Below are 12,556 nucleotides of genomic sequence, written 5' to 3'. Positions count from 1 at the left end.
TCGGCGTGGCCGGGGCAGTCGACGTGGGCGTAGTGACGGTTGGCCGTCTCATATTCCACGTGCGCGGTGTTGATCGTGATGCCGCGGGCCTTTTCTTCCGGCGCGGCGTCGATGTCGGCGTAGTTCTTCGCGGTCGCACCACCCGACTTGGCCAGGATGATGGTGATCGCGGCCGTCAACGTCGTCTTGCCATGGTCAACGTGACCAATCGTGCCGATGTTGCAGTGCGGCTTGTTACGTTCGAACTTTTCCTTGGCCATCGTCTCTACCTTCGCGCCGGCGGGCTTGTTTCTGGGAAATATGTGTTGGGAGCTGGAGCGGGTAGCGGGAATCGAACCCGCATCCTCAGCTTGGAAGGCTGCTGCACTACCATTGTGCTATACCCGCCAAGCTAGCGGGGTCGCGATCGGCTCCCGGTCTGGCTTCTTTGGGGTCCAGGCTTCTTGGGAGCTCTCGTCGCGCGTGGTGGGGGAAGCAGGACTCGAACCTGCGAAGGCGTACGCCAGGGGATTTACAGTCCCCCCCCTTTGCCACTCGGGACATTCCCCCAGCGCGCGACAGAGTTCCTTCAAAGCGGCCTTTCCATCCTCGTGACCGGCGGCGGACCGCCCGTCACGAAAAAGGAACAAAAGCTTCCTCGAGACCTGTGAGACGATGCTAAAGCAGCGCCGCCCTGGCTCTTGGAAACCCTCAGGGCCCCAAATCGGAGCGCGTCTTATAGTGTCCTCTCATTCCGAACGCAACGACCGGAAAAAGCCTTCTTCGCCCGGACGTGATTTTCGTTCCAAGCCTCGGGAAAACAACAAGTTTTCCAAGGGTCAGGGCGACGCCAAGGACTGGATCTGGGGGACTCACGCCGTCGAGGCCGCGCTTTCCAACCCCGCCAGACCCGTTCCGAAACGTCTTCTGGCCACCCCGGATCGCGCCAAACGACTCGCGCCGAATCTGAGCCGCGCCCCCTTCCTGCAGATCATGGAGGGCGCCGACATCGCCCGTCAGCTGCCGGCCGGCGCCGTGCACCAGGGCATCGCCCTGAAGATCGACGAGCCCGAGATGCTGACCGTCCACGACCTGGGGACGCCGGCCGAGGGCCTGCTGGTGATGCTGGACCAGATCACCGATCCGCAGAACATCGGCGCGATCTTCCGCTCGGCGGCCGCCTTCGGGGCCAAGGGGATGATCCTGCAGGACCGCCACGCCCCGGCCCTGACCGGCGTGCTGGCCAAGACCGCCGTCGGCGCCGTCGACAAGATCCCCCACGCGCGCGTGGTCAATCTGTCCCGCGCCCTGGAGGAGCTGGCCGATCTGGGCTGGCGGGCCGTCGGCCTCGCGGGCGAAGCCGAGGAGACCCTCGACCAGGTGCTGGACGGCCGCCCGACGGTGCTGGTGCTGGGATCGGAAGGCGAAGGCGTGCGCCGGCTGGTCGCCGAGCACTGTGACGTCTTGGGTAAAATTGCCATGCCTGGGGGCTTTGAGAGCCTGAATGTGTCCGCCGCGGCGGCGGTGGCGCTCTATGAAGCGTCGAAATTTCGCCCCAGGGATGAAATCGGTTCGTGAATCTCTCTTAACCGTTTTGATTTCGTCGCGATCACGTGGTTCTCTCAAGCGCGAGACCGCATAGCGCAGCTTGCGGAGAGTTCAGACATGGGATCGGGGGACCCGATGTTGCATAATAAAGTCCGTATGACGGCTCTGGCCGGTTGCGCGGTAAGCGTTCTGGTAATCGCCGGCTGTGGCGCGCGTGAGCCCGTCGAAGCGCCGCCCGCGTCGAACGCGGCCGGCTACGGCGCGGCTCAGACGCCCGACCTGATGGGCGCGCCGCCCGCCGCTGAGACCACGCCGGCCGACGGCCTGCTGGGCGGCCCGGCGACCGCCGCGACGCCCGCCGCCGCGCCGACGCCTGTCTACAGCTCCAATCCGAACCTTAAGACCTGGCGCCGCGCTGACGGCACCCTGGTCACCGCCATGGCGCCGATCGCCAATCCCAAGGCGACCCGCTATGCGCCGCGCGCGGTTTCCGCGCCGGCCCGTCGGATCCACGCCGCGCCCGCTCCGGTCGCCAAGCCGGCCGCGAAGCCGGTCGTCGCGTCCGCCCCGGCCCCGCTGAAGCCGGTCGTGGCCGCCAAGCCCGCCGTCGCTCCGGCCAAGGCCCCGGTCGTCGCGCCGGTCGCGGCCGCCGCCGCCAAGCCCGTTCCGGCCAAGCCGCTGACCAAGCTCGAGAAGCTGCAGGCCGCCGTCGCGCCGGAAGCGACCAAGGGCGCGACCCTGGCCACGGCCGAAAGCCTGACCCAGGGCAAGGAGGGCCAGGTCACCCTGTCCCTGCCCGCCACGCTCGGCGACCTGATCAAGAAGGAAGCCGCCAAGCTGGGCCTGACCAAGTCGGCCAAGAAGACCAGCGCCTATGCCGACCTGCAGGGCCAGGGCTACGAAATCACCCCGAACGGTCGCCAGACCGCCGAGGTCAAGGCCGGCGAGCCCGCCACCTTCGCCTGGCAGGTCAAGCCGACCCCCGCCGCCAAGGGTCCGTTGAAGACGGACTTCGGCGTCGAGCTGAACGGAACCAAGCCGGCCCAGGGCTTCACGCTGGGCTCGATCGCCAAGCAGGTCGCTCCGATCCAGGACGCGGTGAAGGAAAAGACCAAGGGCTTCAAGTTCGCCATGCCGAACCTGGGCCGCTACGAGACCGTCGACCTGCCGGGCGTCGGCAAGGTGGCCGGCAAGTCGCTGCTGGGCGGCGCCCTGGTGCTGCTGGCCCTGCTGATCCTGGTGGCGATCGCCCGCAACGCCTCGGCCTCCAAGGCCCGGGAAGAGCGTCGCCGCAAGTTCCGCACCCTGACCGACTACGGCCGCAACGAGATGGAGTTCGACGCGCCGAAGTCCGCCGAGGTCAACTACGTCAACCCGATGGTCGCGGCCGCCGGGGGCGCCCTGGCCGGCGCGGCGGTGGCCACCGCGGTCAATCATCATGACGACCATGGCCACACCGACCACGGCCATGGCCATGACGAGCACAGCCCGTTCGAGGCGCCGCCCCATGATCACGGCCACGACGATCACGGCCATGGCCACGACGATCACCACGTCGCCCCGGTCGCCGGCGCCGAGGCCCTGCCGGTCAGCGGCCACGACCACGCCGCCGCTCCTCATGGCGACCATGGCCACGACGACGGTCACGGCCATGACGACCATGGTCACGCCGAGGCCGGTCATCATGACGGTCACGAGCACGACGGCCACACCGATCACAAGGAACTTGAGCACACCCACTAGGGGGCGCTTGCCAGACCCGCCCGCCTGACGCATTGAGGCCTCATGTTTGACGCGCTCCTCGCCCAGGTGGGCGGACTGAACGGTCCGTTCGCGGCCTTTCTCTCCGTTCTGATGATCGATCTCGTCCTCGCGGGCGACAACGCGGTGGCCGTGGGCCTGGCGGCCGGCGGCCTGCCGGCCCAGGACCGCAAGAAGGTCATCCTCTATGGCCTCGGCGCGGCCGTGGTCCTGCGGATCAGCTTCGCCCTGATCACCACCTGGCTGCTGGGCGTGATCGGCCTGCTGCTGGCCGGCGGCCTGCTGCTGCTGTGGGTCTGCTGGAAGATGTGGCGCGAGCTGCGCGAGCAGATCACCCACGAACAGGCCGACGCCCAGGCCTGCCTGGACGACGACCCGGCCACCGAGCCCCGCGCCAGGCCGGCCAAGACCTTCAAGCAGGCCTTCCTGCAGGTGCTGATCGCCGACGTCTCGATGTCGCTGGACAACGTGCTGGCCGTGGCCGGCGCGGCCCGCGAGCATCCGGCCATCCTGGTGTTCGGCCTGCTGCTGTCGATCATCCTGATGGGCGTGGCCGCCACCGCCATCGCCAACCTGCTGCACAAGCATCGCTGGATCGGCTTCATCGGCCTGGCCATCGTGCTGTACGTCTCCGTGCACATGATCTGGGAAGGCCATCGCAGCGTTGTCATCGATCTGCACAACACGCAGGCCTACAACGCCGCCATGCCGTCGTTCCTGGACATCACGCCGGACGAGCTGGCCGCCCACAACAAGCACAAGTGATGCGCGGCTCGGCCCTCGTCGTCCGCCTGGCCGCCCTCAGCGGCTTCCTGGCCGCGGCGTTCGGCGCCTTTGCCGCGCACGGCGCCAAGGACGCCCGCGCGGCCGAGCTGCTGCACACCGGATCGCTGTACCAGATGACGCACGCCCTGGCGGTGTTCGGCTGGCTGGCCATCCGCAAGGCGGGCGGCAAGACGGGCGTGACGACCCCTGCCCTGTTCCTGGTCGGGACCGTGCTGTTCTCGGGCTCGCTGTACGCCCTGGCGTTCGGCGCGCCGCGGATCCTGGGCATGGTCACGCCGTTTGGCGGCGTGTGCTTCCTGGCCGGCTGGCTGCTGCTGGCCTGGCGGGCCGGAACGATCGCGGATCGCGAAGCCTAGGCCGGCCTGGGCCTAGGCCGCCTTGCCGCGCCGGTCCTTGGGGACCGCCAGCAGGAAGATCGCCAGGCTCGACCCCACCAGGCAGGCGAACATCACCGCCGCCACCGGCCTGGCCGTGCCGTCGTGCAGCAGGCCGCCCACCCACGAGGCCAGCGCTCCCGCCCCAAACGACGCCCCGCCCATCAGGGCCGAGGTCGAGCCCGCCCGGCTGGGGTCGACGCTCAACGCCCCGGCCATGGTGTTGCCGGCCATAAGGCCATAGCTGGACAGCGCCGCGAACAGCAGCGGCAGGACCGTGAACTGACCGCCCAGGCCGCTATAGGCGGCGGCGACCAGCAGGAAGGCGGCGACGATCGAGGCGATGCTGGCCCGCACCAGCACCTGGTCGGGCGTGGCCCGGCGCAGCAGCAGGCGGTTGACCTGGCTAGCCCCGATGATGCCCACGGCGTTGAAGGCGAAGATGATGTTGAACACCAACGGCGCGTGGCCATAGGTCCCCATCATCAGGTCCGGCGCGGTCGAGATGTAGGTGAACAGGGTCGCGCCGTTCAGGGCCCCGGCCACGCCGTAGCCGACCAGCCGCTTCTGGCGCAGCAGCGCGGAATAAGCCCGGAACGGGTTTTCGGAACGAGCCTGGATCGCCGTGGCCTCCGAGCGGGACTCCACCAGGCTCAGCGCGATCCACAGGCCGATCAGCAGGCCGAAGACCGCCAGCGTCCAGAACACGCCGCGCCAGCCGGCGAAGAACTGCACGACGCCGCCGAACTGCGGGGCCAGCACCGGCGCCAGGCCCATGATCAGGGTCATCAGCGACAGCACCCGCGCCGTGTCGGCGTGGTTGAACTTGTCGCGCACCACCGCCCGGGCAATCACCGCCCCCGCGCAACCGCCCAGGGCCTGGACGAAGCGGGCGGCGATCAGCACCTCGATCGACGTCGCCATGGCGCAGACCACCGAGGCCGCGACATAGATGCCGATGCCCAGCAACAGCGGCAGACGGCGTCCGAACCGGTCCGAGGCCGGACCGTACAGGAACTGGCCGATCGCCATGCCCGCGAAGAACGCCGCCAGCGTGGCCTGAACGTCGTCGGCCCCCGCGTGCAGGCTCCGGCCGATGTCCGGCATGCTGGACAGGTACATGTCGATCGACATCGGCGCGAAGGCGGTCAGGGCGCCCAACATCAGGACGAGCCGCCAGGGCGTGGCGGCGGGCGTGGGCTGTGCGTTGTCGGTCATGGTCGCGCTTTTACGCTTGTTTTCCGCAGGGGTAAGTCCTTGACCGTGCGAATCGCGGCCTTGCCGGGCGCGACGCCCGCCTGCAATCTAATCACCAATCATATAAGCAGGAAACGCCATGACCCAGCTTGCGCCGCCGATGCCCGAGCCCGCGTTCGCCCAGATCAACGGGATCCGCATGGCCTATTACGAGGCCGGGCCGCGCGTCGGCACGCCGATCGTGCTGTGCCACGGCTTTCCCGAGTTCTCCTATTCCTGGCGCTGGCAGATCGCGGCCCTGGCGGCAGCGGGGCGCTGGGTGATCGTTCCGGACCAGCGCGGCTACGGCCTGACCGACCGTCCCGAGGCGGTCGAGGACTACGACATGGCCCACCTGACCGGCGACCTGGTCGGGCTGCTGGATCACCTGGGCGTCGAGAAGGCGGTGTTCTGCGGCCACGACTGGGGTGGGCTGGTCGTCTGGCAGATGCCGTTGATGCATCCGGGCCGGACCGCCGGCGTGGTGGGCGTCAACACGCCGTTCCTGCCGCGCCTGCCGGTCGATCCGATCACCGCTTTCCGCAACGCGTTCGGCGACGACATGTACATCGTCCACTTCCAGAAGCCCGGCGTGGCCGACGCCCAGTTGGCCGCCGATGTGGAAAAGACCATGCGCTACTTCATGCGCAAGCCGACCGGCGTTCAGGCCGCCTTCACCAGCGGCGAGACCGGGGGACGCTCCCTGGCGCTGCAGGACGGCCTGGCGCGCTTCAACGTCGCCGACACCTCCGCCCAGCTTCTGGAGCCGGAGGAACTGAAGACCTTCGTCGAGACGTTCCAGCGCACCGGCTTCACCGGCGGGATCAACTGGTACCGCAACTTCACCCGCAACTGGGAGCGGGCCGAGCACCTGCCCGTCCGGATCGACGGCATCCCCTGCTTGATGATCATGGCCGAGCACGACGTGGTGCTGCCGCCTTCGCTGGCCGACCGCATGGGCGACCAGATTTCGGACCTGGAGAAGGTGCTGGTCGAGGGCAGCGGCCACTGGACCCAGCAGGAAGCGCCCGAGCGGGTGAACGCGCTCCTGATCGACTGGCTGGAGCGGCGGTTCCCGAACCCGTAGAGGGGAACGCTCCTAGCCCTGTTGCTCGGCCAAGATTTCCGCGCGACGTCGCATCGCCGCCGCCATCTGCAGCATGGCCAGGGCCGAGACCTCGTCGCGCTCGGCGGCGCGCACGGTGTAGAGCTGGGCCATCACCTGCAGCGAGATGACCTTGTCCAGGCCCTCGGGGCCCATCATCTCGGCGATCGCGCGGTCCAGCTCGGCCAGCTGACGCGGGGTCAGCATGTCCAGCAGTTCTTCGTCGCTGAGGTCTTCGGGGTTGTTCATGACTCGGGAGAATACGGAAAAGCGGCTGGGGTTGCGATGGCGGCCTAGCGCTGGCCGGCCATCGCCTCGACGACGTGGGCGCGATAGAGCACCGCCAGCAGGTCGGTCTGGGTGACGATGCCCTTGAGGGTGCGGTCGGCGTCGACCACCACCGCCTCGTGCACCGCCCCGCTCGACAGCAGGGGCAGCAGGGCCTGGATCGGCGTGGTCTCGCGCACGCGGTGGACGAACGGATCGATCACCGTCTCGACCTTGCGCCGGCGGTTGGCCTGCAGTTCGGCGCGCCGCACCAGGCCCAGCACCTTGCGGTCGGCGTCGACCACCGGCGCGGTGCGCAGGTCGTGCTCCTGCATGTAGAGCAGCGCGCTTTCGCAGGTCTGCTGCGGGTCCACGGCGATCACGTCGACCGACATGATGTCGCCGCACAGGATCTGGGCGTGCAGCCGCTGGTGGGCCTGCAGCTCGACCTGGCGGAACAGGGCGTCCAGGTCGTCGCGGCTGACGTCCAGCAGCTCGCCGTACTGGGCCAGGGCGGCGTCCAGGTCGCCGGCGGTGAAGCCGGCCCGCGCTCCGGGCGGGGCGTCGCTGGTCTTGTGCGGGCTGTCGGCGACGACCGGCGCGCGGTGCGGATACGAGCGCCCGGTGACGCGGTGAAAGGCCATGCCGGCCAGGGCCAGCAGCAGCGAGTCCAGGCCCACGGGCGTCAGCGCGAACATCCAGCCGGCCTTGGTCAGCTCCGGCCCGGCCAGGGCGCAGATCAGGGCCACGGCGCCGCCGGGCGGGTGCAGGCACCCGGCCAGGGACATCACCGCGATGGCCAGGCCCACGGCCAGGGGACCGACGAACGGCGCGCCATGGAACAGCTGCGCGCAGGCGATGCCGACCAGGGCCGACAGGACGTTGCCGAACACCACCGAATGGGGCTGGGCCAGGGGGCTGGCGGGCACGGCGAAGACCAGCACGGCCGAGGCGCCGATCGGCGCGATCAGCAGCGGCGAGGTCAAGGGCGCGCCGCCGACGATCAGCCTGGCCAGCACCCCGGCGACCAGCAGCCCCAGCAAGGCGCCCAGGCCGCCGCGGCCGATGTCGAGCCATCGCGCCGGCGTGGGCCGGGTCAAAGTCGGGAGGAGTCGCGCGATCATTCCCGTCCGATACGCGACCAATGGGGGGAAATGAACCCCTCCCGCCGTTCCCTCGCCCCCCGAAACGGGTTTAGGGTTGCGTCATGGACCGCAATGCTTCCGCCACCCCCATGTCCGCCATCGGTCGTCGCGGCCTGTTTCGCGACATCGAGCCCTTCTCGTTCGGCTGGCTGAGCACCGACGGTCCGCACGAGATCTACTACGAGGAATGCGGCGCGCCGCGCGGCAAGCCGGCGGTGATACTGCACGGCGGCCCGGGCGGGGCGGTCAATCCGACCATGCGGCGGTTCTTCGATCCCAATAAATGGCGCATGGCGCTGTTCGACCAGCGCGGCTGCGGCCGCTCGCGCCCCAACGCCAGCCTCGACGACAACACCACCTGGAGCCTGATCGCCGACATCGAGCGGCTGCGCGAGCACCTGGGCATCGAGAAATGGACCGTGTTCGGCGGCTCGTGGGGCTCGACCCTGGCCCTGGCCTACGCCATCGCCCACCCCGACCGCGTCGAGGGCCTGGTGCTGCGCGGCATCTTCCTGCTGACCCAGAAGGAGCTGCGCTGGTTCTACCAGGACGGCGCCTCGATGCTGTTCCCGGACGCCTGGGAGCGGTTCCTGGCCCCGATCCCGGTCGAGGAGCGCGGCGACCTGATGGCCGCCTATCACAAGCGCCTGACCCATCCCGACCGCCGAATCCAGGCCGAGGCGGCCGGGGCGTGGAGCCAGTGGGAAGGCGATACCATCTCGCTGCGCGGCCCGGAGGCTCGTCCCCCGAAGTTCAACGAGGAAGACTTCGCCATCGCCTTCGCGCGGATCGAGTGCCACTTCTTCACCAACGGCGGGTTCTTCGATGAGGACGGCTGGATCCTGAAGAACATCGACAAGATCCGGCACATCCCGGCCTGGATCGTCCAGGGCCGCTTCGACGTGGTCACGCCGCTCGACAGCGCCTGGTCGCTGCATCGGGCCTGGCCCGAAGCCAAGTTCGAGATTGTCTGGGACGCGGGACACGCCTCGACCGAGCCGGGCGTCATCGACGGCCTGGTGCGGGCGACGAACGCGGCGCTGAGCGTCTAGGCCTTCGCCTCGGCGCGACGCGCCAGTCCTTCCCGGACGGACAGACCCAGCAGAACCAGCGTCGTGGCGATCGACAGGACCAGCGGGCTGACCATCAGGCTGACTGGGGCCAGGGCCGCCAGCGCCAGTAGGGCCACGATCTGCGCCGGCGCCCACGTCCGGAACACCGCCCGCTTGAACAGCAGGCCGCCCAGCAGGAACAGGAACGGTCCGCCGATCAGGGCGGCGGCGGTCTTCGGATCGGTATGGCCGGTCGGATGGTGGATGGTCCACTCGTCGGCGACGGCCGTGACGATGATCCCGGCGATCGGCAACAGGTGGATATAGGTATAGGCCGCGCGGGCCACGCGGCCGGGATCCTTGGCGTGGCTGATCGCCTCGCTGGCCGCCTCGGCCGTATCCGAGAAATAGATCCACCACATGGCCAGGCTGCCGGCGAACGAGGCCAGGAAGGCGGCGATCACGCCCGGCGTCCAGGCCAGGCCCGCCGTGGTCGCGCCCATGACCAGGATCGACTCGCCCAGGGCGATGATCGTGAACAGGGCGCAGCGCTCGGCCAGGTGTCCGCCCTCGACGTCCCACTCCTCGGCGCGGGCCCGACCCATGCCGGGGGTCCAGAACCCCAGGGCCGGCGAGATGTACTCCAGGGCGATCGCCCCGCCCCACAGCGCCAGCCGCGCGCCGCCCTCGGCCAGGCCGCCGGCGATCCACAACACGCCCGAGGCCGCGAACCACGCGGAAATCCGGATGAAGTTGCGGCTCTGGAAGGCGTGGCCCCGCATCGCCCAGGCGGTGAACACGCTGCGCCCCAGCTGGATCGCCACGAAGGCCAGGGCGAAGATCAGGCCACGCTCGCCGAACGCCTTGGGGATCGACATGGTCAGGACCATGCCCACCACCATCACCACGAACAGCATGATCCGCACCGGCTTGCGCTCGGGATCCAGCCAGTTGGTGACCCAGGCCGTGAAGATCCACGCCCACCAGACGGCCATCAGCAGCAGGCCGGTCTCGACCACGCCCAGCAGGGTCGGATGCTCCATCAGGCCATGCGACAGCTGGGTGACCGCGAACACGAACACCAGGTCGAAGAACAGCTCGACATAGGTGACGCGCGCGTGGCCGCCCGAGGCCCGGTCGCGGAGCATGTGGCGGCTTGGCATGTCGGTTTCCCCTGGTGGCGAGTCGCCAGCCTAAGGCGTGGCAGCCGAAAGTGGAGGCCGGTTTCGGCGCCGGACACGCGTCGATGAAGGCAATCGCACGATCGGGATCGAACGTTTTGCCGTCCAGCGCACTTCTGTTGGTATGGACGCCGCTGACCTCCTCCCCCATCGCACCGCCCTGATCGGCGCCGCCGTCGCCCTGGCGATCGGCCTGACCGGCGGGCTGCTCCTGAAGACCGGTTCGCAAACCGCGCCCGAGGCCGAAACCGCCTTCGCGCCCGAGACGCCATACGCCCAGGCCCAGCCGATCGCCTGGCCCACCGGCAAGGTTCCCGACTACGTGATCGGCACCGACTTCCTGCGCGCCCAGCAGCCCGACCAGCCGCCCGTGGTCGTGGCCTCGTACGAAGTGCCCGAATACGTGCCCACGTCCTGGACCGAACCCACGCAGCAGGCCCAGCCCGCCCGGGTGATCCAGACGGCCGAACGAAGCTGGCCGTCGACCGGCGGCGACATCCTCAACACCCGCCTGCCGGAAGACGCGCCTGCTGCGCCAGAACCGCCCCAGGCGATCGACGCCCCGGACGCGCCCCGCGCTCCGGAGTCCGTCACTCTGGCCGCCGCCTACTAGACCGCCAAAGCCAGGCCGCACGGCCCCCGCCTTGCAGCCGACCGTCCCGACGGCCGGCGCGTGTTCCATTTCGCGCCACAGGCGAGGATCGGAACTTGGACGCACAGCAGCAAGACGGCGAACGGCCCGATATCTGGCGCAAGCTGGAAGCCCTGGCCTGCGGCTTCGTGCTGTTCATGCTGTCCAACGCCTTCATCGGCCCGCTGCTTGACCCACTGCAGGCCGGCGGCGAGAACATTCCCGTGCTTCGGCTGATGTGGCTGCCCGTGTACGCGCTGATCCTGGGCCTGGCCGCCTGGCGCGCGCCGCGCGTGATGCGGTTCTGGTTTCCCGCCGTCATGCTGGGCCTGCTGATCTTCTGGGTGTTCGCCTCGGCCTCGTGGTCGCTGGACCCGGGCACCACCAATCGCCGGGCCCTGGCGGCGGCCTTCACCACCCTGTTCGGCCTCTATTTCGCGGCCAGTTTCGACGGACGGCGGATGGCCGAGATCATCGCCACCACCTTCCTGTTCCTGGCCATCGGCGGCGGGCTGGCGGCGGTGGCCTACCCCTCGATGGGCGTCCACCACGACGTAAACGCCGGCGACTGGCGCGGCCTCTGGTACGAGAAGAACCAGATGGGCGCGATGATGGTCTATGGCGCCCTGGCCGCCATGGCCGCGATCCTGGCCGGCTCGCCCCGGCGAAAGCAGATGATTGTCACGATCCTGCTGTGCGCGGCGCTGATCGTGATGACCAAGTCCAAGACCTCGCTGGTCGTGCTGCTGATGGGCCTCCTCGGCTCGATGCTGCTGACGGCCATGCGGCGCGGACCAGCGACGGCCGTGATCGTGGTCTGGCTGGGCGTCACCGTGATCGGCGTCGCGGTGATGGTGATGTGGCTGGCGCCCGAGTTGGTGTTCAAGGCGCTAGGCAAGGACCCGACCCTGACCGGCCGAACCGACATCTGGGCCGCCCTGCTGCGCCAGTCGGCCAAGGCGCCGCTGACCGGCTACGGCTACGCGGTGTTCTGGACCCTGGAATCCCATCCCGCCCAATGGATCCGCAAGGAGACCGGCTGGCTGGTGCCCACCGCCCACAACGGCTGGCTCGACATCCTGGCCCAGTTGGGCTGGATCGGCGTGGGGCTGTGCGCCCTGGTGCTGGGCGGTTCGCTGCTGGTCGCCCTGTTCCGCTTCCGCAAGGTGCAGGACGGCTATTGGGCGACCCTGTTCCTGGCCATCTTCCTGATGACCACCTTCTCCGAGAGCTTCATCCTGGAACGTAACGGCATCGCCTGGGCCCTGGCCTGCGCGGCGGTGACGCGGCTGCTGGGACCGGTCTGGGCGCTGGGCGCTCAGCGTGAGAAGGCCGTCCGCCGTCCGCTGTTCGCGCCCGCGCCCCTGACCTGGAGCCTGGCCCCGCCAGAGCCCGCACCTGAGATCTGGACGCCGGCCCCGGCCCGCCGTCCGGCCTTCCAGCCCACATTTGGCAAGCGCGCGGTCTCGCCTTTCGCTGCTTAGGCGGCTA

The 12,556-nt window shown here is 69.2% G+C and carries 13 protein-coding genes and 2 tRNA genes; 8 read left to right on the top strand and 7 right to left on the bottom strand.

Going from position 1 to position 12,556, the window contains the following annotated elements:
- From AC1DMQ_RS20095 to AC1DMQ_RS20085, 3 genes are all read right to left on the bottom strand, one after another.
- The coding region (locus AC1DMQ_RS20095; protein WP_477035326.1) for a GTP-binding protein at positions 1 to 260 on the bottom strand (260 nt) is incomplete at its 3' end.
- Between the two features lie 53 nt (positions 261 to 313).
- A tRNA-Gly gene (locus AC1DMQ_RS20090) sits at positions 314 to 387 on the bottom strand.
- A 76-nt stretch (positions 388 to 463) separates the two neighbouring features.
- Positions 464 to 549, bottom strand: a tRNA-Tyr gene (locus tag AC1DMQ_RS20085).
- A 171-nt stretch (positions 550 to 720) separates the two neighbouring features.
- Between AC1DMQ_RS20085 and rlmB the strand changes: the two genes are divergently transcribed.
- From rlmB to AC1DMQ_RS20065, 4 genes are all read left to right on the top strand, one after another.
- Positions 721 to 1,557 (top strand): 23S rRNA (guanosine(2251)-2'-O)-methyltransferase RlmB, encoded by an 837-nt coding sequence (rlmB, locus tag AC1DMQ_RS20080; RefSeq protein WP_477035327.1) that lies wholly within the window; start codon positions 721 to 723, stop codon positions 1,555 to 1,557.
- Between the two features lie 87 nt (positions 1,558 to 1,644).
- Positions 1,645 to 3,270, top strand: a complete 1,626-nt coding sequence (stpX, locus tag AC1DMQ_RS20075; protein ID WP_477035325.1) for a stalk-specific protein StpX — start codon at positions 1,645 to 1,647, stop codon at positions 3,268 to 3,270.
- Between the two features lie 42 nt (positions 3,271 to 3,312).
- Entirely contained in the window at positions 3,313 to 4,053 is a 741-nt protein-coding gene (locus tag AC1DMQ_RS20070) for a TerC family protein (protein WP_477035324.1), read from the top strand.
- Entirely contained in the window at positions 4,053 to 4,430 is a 378-nt protein-coding gene (locus AC1DMQ_RS20065) for a DUF423 domain-containing protein (RefSeq protein WP_477035323.1), read from the top strand. Before AC1DMQ_RS20070 ends, AC1DMQ_RS20065 begins: the two co-directional genes overlap by 1 nt.
- Positions 4,431 to 4,442: 12 nt before the next feature.
- Here the strand turns inward: AC1DMQ_RS20065 and AC1DMQ_RS20060 are convergent, their stop codons facing one another.
- Positions 4,443 to 5,666, bottom strand: a complete 1,224-nt coding sequence (locus AC1DMQ_RS20060; protein ID WP_477035322.1) for a multidrug effflux MFS transporter — start codon at positions 5,664 to 5,666, stop codon at positions 4,443 to 4,445.
- 118 nt (positions 5,667 to 5,784) lie between these two features.
- On the opposite strand from AC1DMQ_RS20060, the gene AC1DMQ_RS20055 reads away from it, so the two are divergent.
- Positions 5,785 to 6,771: an alpha/beta fold hydrolase gene (locus tag AC1DMQ_RS20055; RefSeq protein ID WP_477035321.1), complete on the top strand. Its 987-nt coding sequence runs from the start codon at positions 5,785 to 5,787 to the stop codon at positions 6,769 to 6,771.
- Between the two features lie 12 nt (positions 6,772 to 6,783).
- Here the strand turns inward: AC1DMQ_RS20055 and AC1DMQ_RS20050 are convergent, their stop codons facing one another.
- Both AC1DMQ_RS20050 and AC1DMQ_RS20045 read right to left on the bottom strand, forming a co-directional pair.
- Complete coding sequence (locus AC1DMQ_RS20050) at positions 6,784 to 7,038, bottom strand: low temperature requirement protein A (RefSeq protein WP_477035320.1); 255 nt, start codon at positions 7,036 to 7,038, stop codon at positions 6,784 to 6,786.
- A gap of 44 nt (positions 7,039 to 7,082) precedes the next feature.
- The gene (locus AC1DMQ_RS20045; protein ID WP_477035319.1) at positions 7,083 to 8,156 is read right to left on the bottom strand and encodes an HPP family protein; all 1,074 of its coding nucleotides are present in this window, start codon (positions 8,154 to 8,156) and stop codon (positions 7,083 to 7,085) included.
- Positions 8,157 to 8,263: 107 nt separating this feature from the next.
- On the opposite strand from AC1DMQ_RS20045, the gene pip reads away from it, so the two are divergent.
- The gene (gene pip, locus AC1DMQ_RS20040; protein ID WP_477035318.1) at positions 8,264 to 9,253 is read left to right on the top strand and encodes a prolyl aminopeptidase; all 990 of its coding nucleotides are present in this window, start codon (positions 8,264 to 8,266) and stop codon (positions 9,251 to 9,253) included.
- Here the strand turns inward: pip and AC1DMQ_RS20035 are convergent.
- Positions 9,250 to 10,416: a low temperature requirement protein A gene (locus AC1DMQ_RS20035; RefSeq protein WP_477035317.1), complete on the bottom strand. Its 1,167-nt coding sequence runs from the start codon at positions 10,414 to 10,416 to the stop codon at positions 9,250 to 9,252. The two genes, pip and AC1DMQ_RS20035, sit on opposite strands and share 4 nt — an antisense overlap.
- A 142-nt stretch (positions 10,417 to 10,558) precedes the next feature.
- Between AC1DMQ_RS20035 and AC1DMQ_RS20030 the strand changes: the two genes are divergently transcribed.
- On the top strand, positions 10,559 to 11,047 hold the full coding sequence (locus tag AC1DMQ_RS20030) for a hypothetical protein (RefSeq protein WP_477035316.1): 489 nt from the start codon (positions 10,559 to 10,561) through the stop codon (positions 11,045 to 11,047).
- A 95-nt stretch (positions 11,048 to 11,142) separates the two neighbouring features.
- Positions 11,143 to 12,549, top strand: a complete 1,407-nt coding sequence (locus AC1DMQ_RS20025; RefSeq protein ID WP_477035315.1) for an O-antigen ligase family protein — start codon at positions 11,143 to 11,145, stop codon at positions 12,547 to 12,549.
- Positions 12,550 to 12,556: the final 7 nt, after the last annotated feature.

The organism is Caulobacter sp. 05L422 (assembly GCF_056397765.1).
Note: the sequence above shows the minus strand (reverse complement) of the source record. Positions and strands in the feature narration are given on the sequence as shown.

Excerpts from the sequence above, each read along its gene's own strand:
- AC1DMQ_RS20055 (WP_477035321.1), top strand. The coding sequence starts at position 5,785 with ATGACCCAGCTTGCGCCGCCGATGCCCGAGCCCGCGTTCGCCCAGATC.
- AC1DMQ_RS20035 (WP_477035317.1), bottom strand. The coding sequence starts at position 10,416 with ATGCCAAGCCGCCACATGCTCCGCGACCGGGCCTCGGGCGGCCACGCG.
- pip (WP_477035318.1), top strand. The coding sequence starts at position 8,264 with ATGGACCGCAATGCTTCCGCCACCCCCATGTCCGCCATCGGTCGTCGC.
- AC1DMQ_RS20065 (WP_477035323.1), top strand. The coding sequence starts at position 4,053 with ATGCGCGGCTCGGCCCTCGTCGTCCGCCTGGCCGCCCTCAGCGGCTTC.
- AC1DMQ_RS20070 (WP_477035324.1), top strand. The coding sequence starts at position 3,313 with ATGTTTGACGCGCTCCTCGCCCAGGTGGGCGGACTGAACGGTCCGTTC.
- stpX (WP_477035325.1), top strand. The coding sequence starts at position 1,645 with ATGGGATCGGGGGACCCGATGTTGCATAATAAAGTCCGTATGACGGCT.
- AC1DMQ_RS20030 (WP_477035316.1), top strand. The coding sequence starts at position 10,559 with ATGGACGCCGCTGACCTCCTCCCCCATCGCACCGCCCTGATCGGCGCC.
- AC1DMQ_RS20050 (WP_477035320.1), bottom strand. The coding sequence starts at position 7,038 with ATGAACAACCCCGAAGACCTCAGCGACGAAGAACTGCTGGACATGCTG.
- AC1DMQ_RS20060 (WP_477035322.1), bottom strand. The coding sequence starts at position 5,666 with ATGACCGACAACGCACAGCCCACGCCCGCCGCCACGCCCTGGCGGCTC.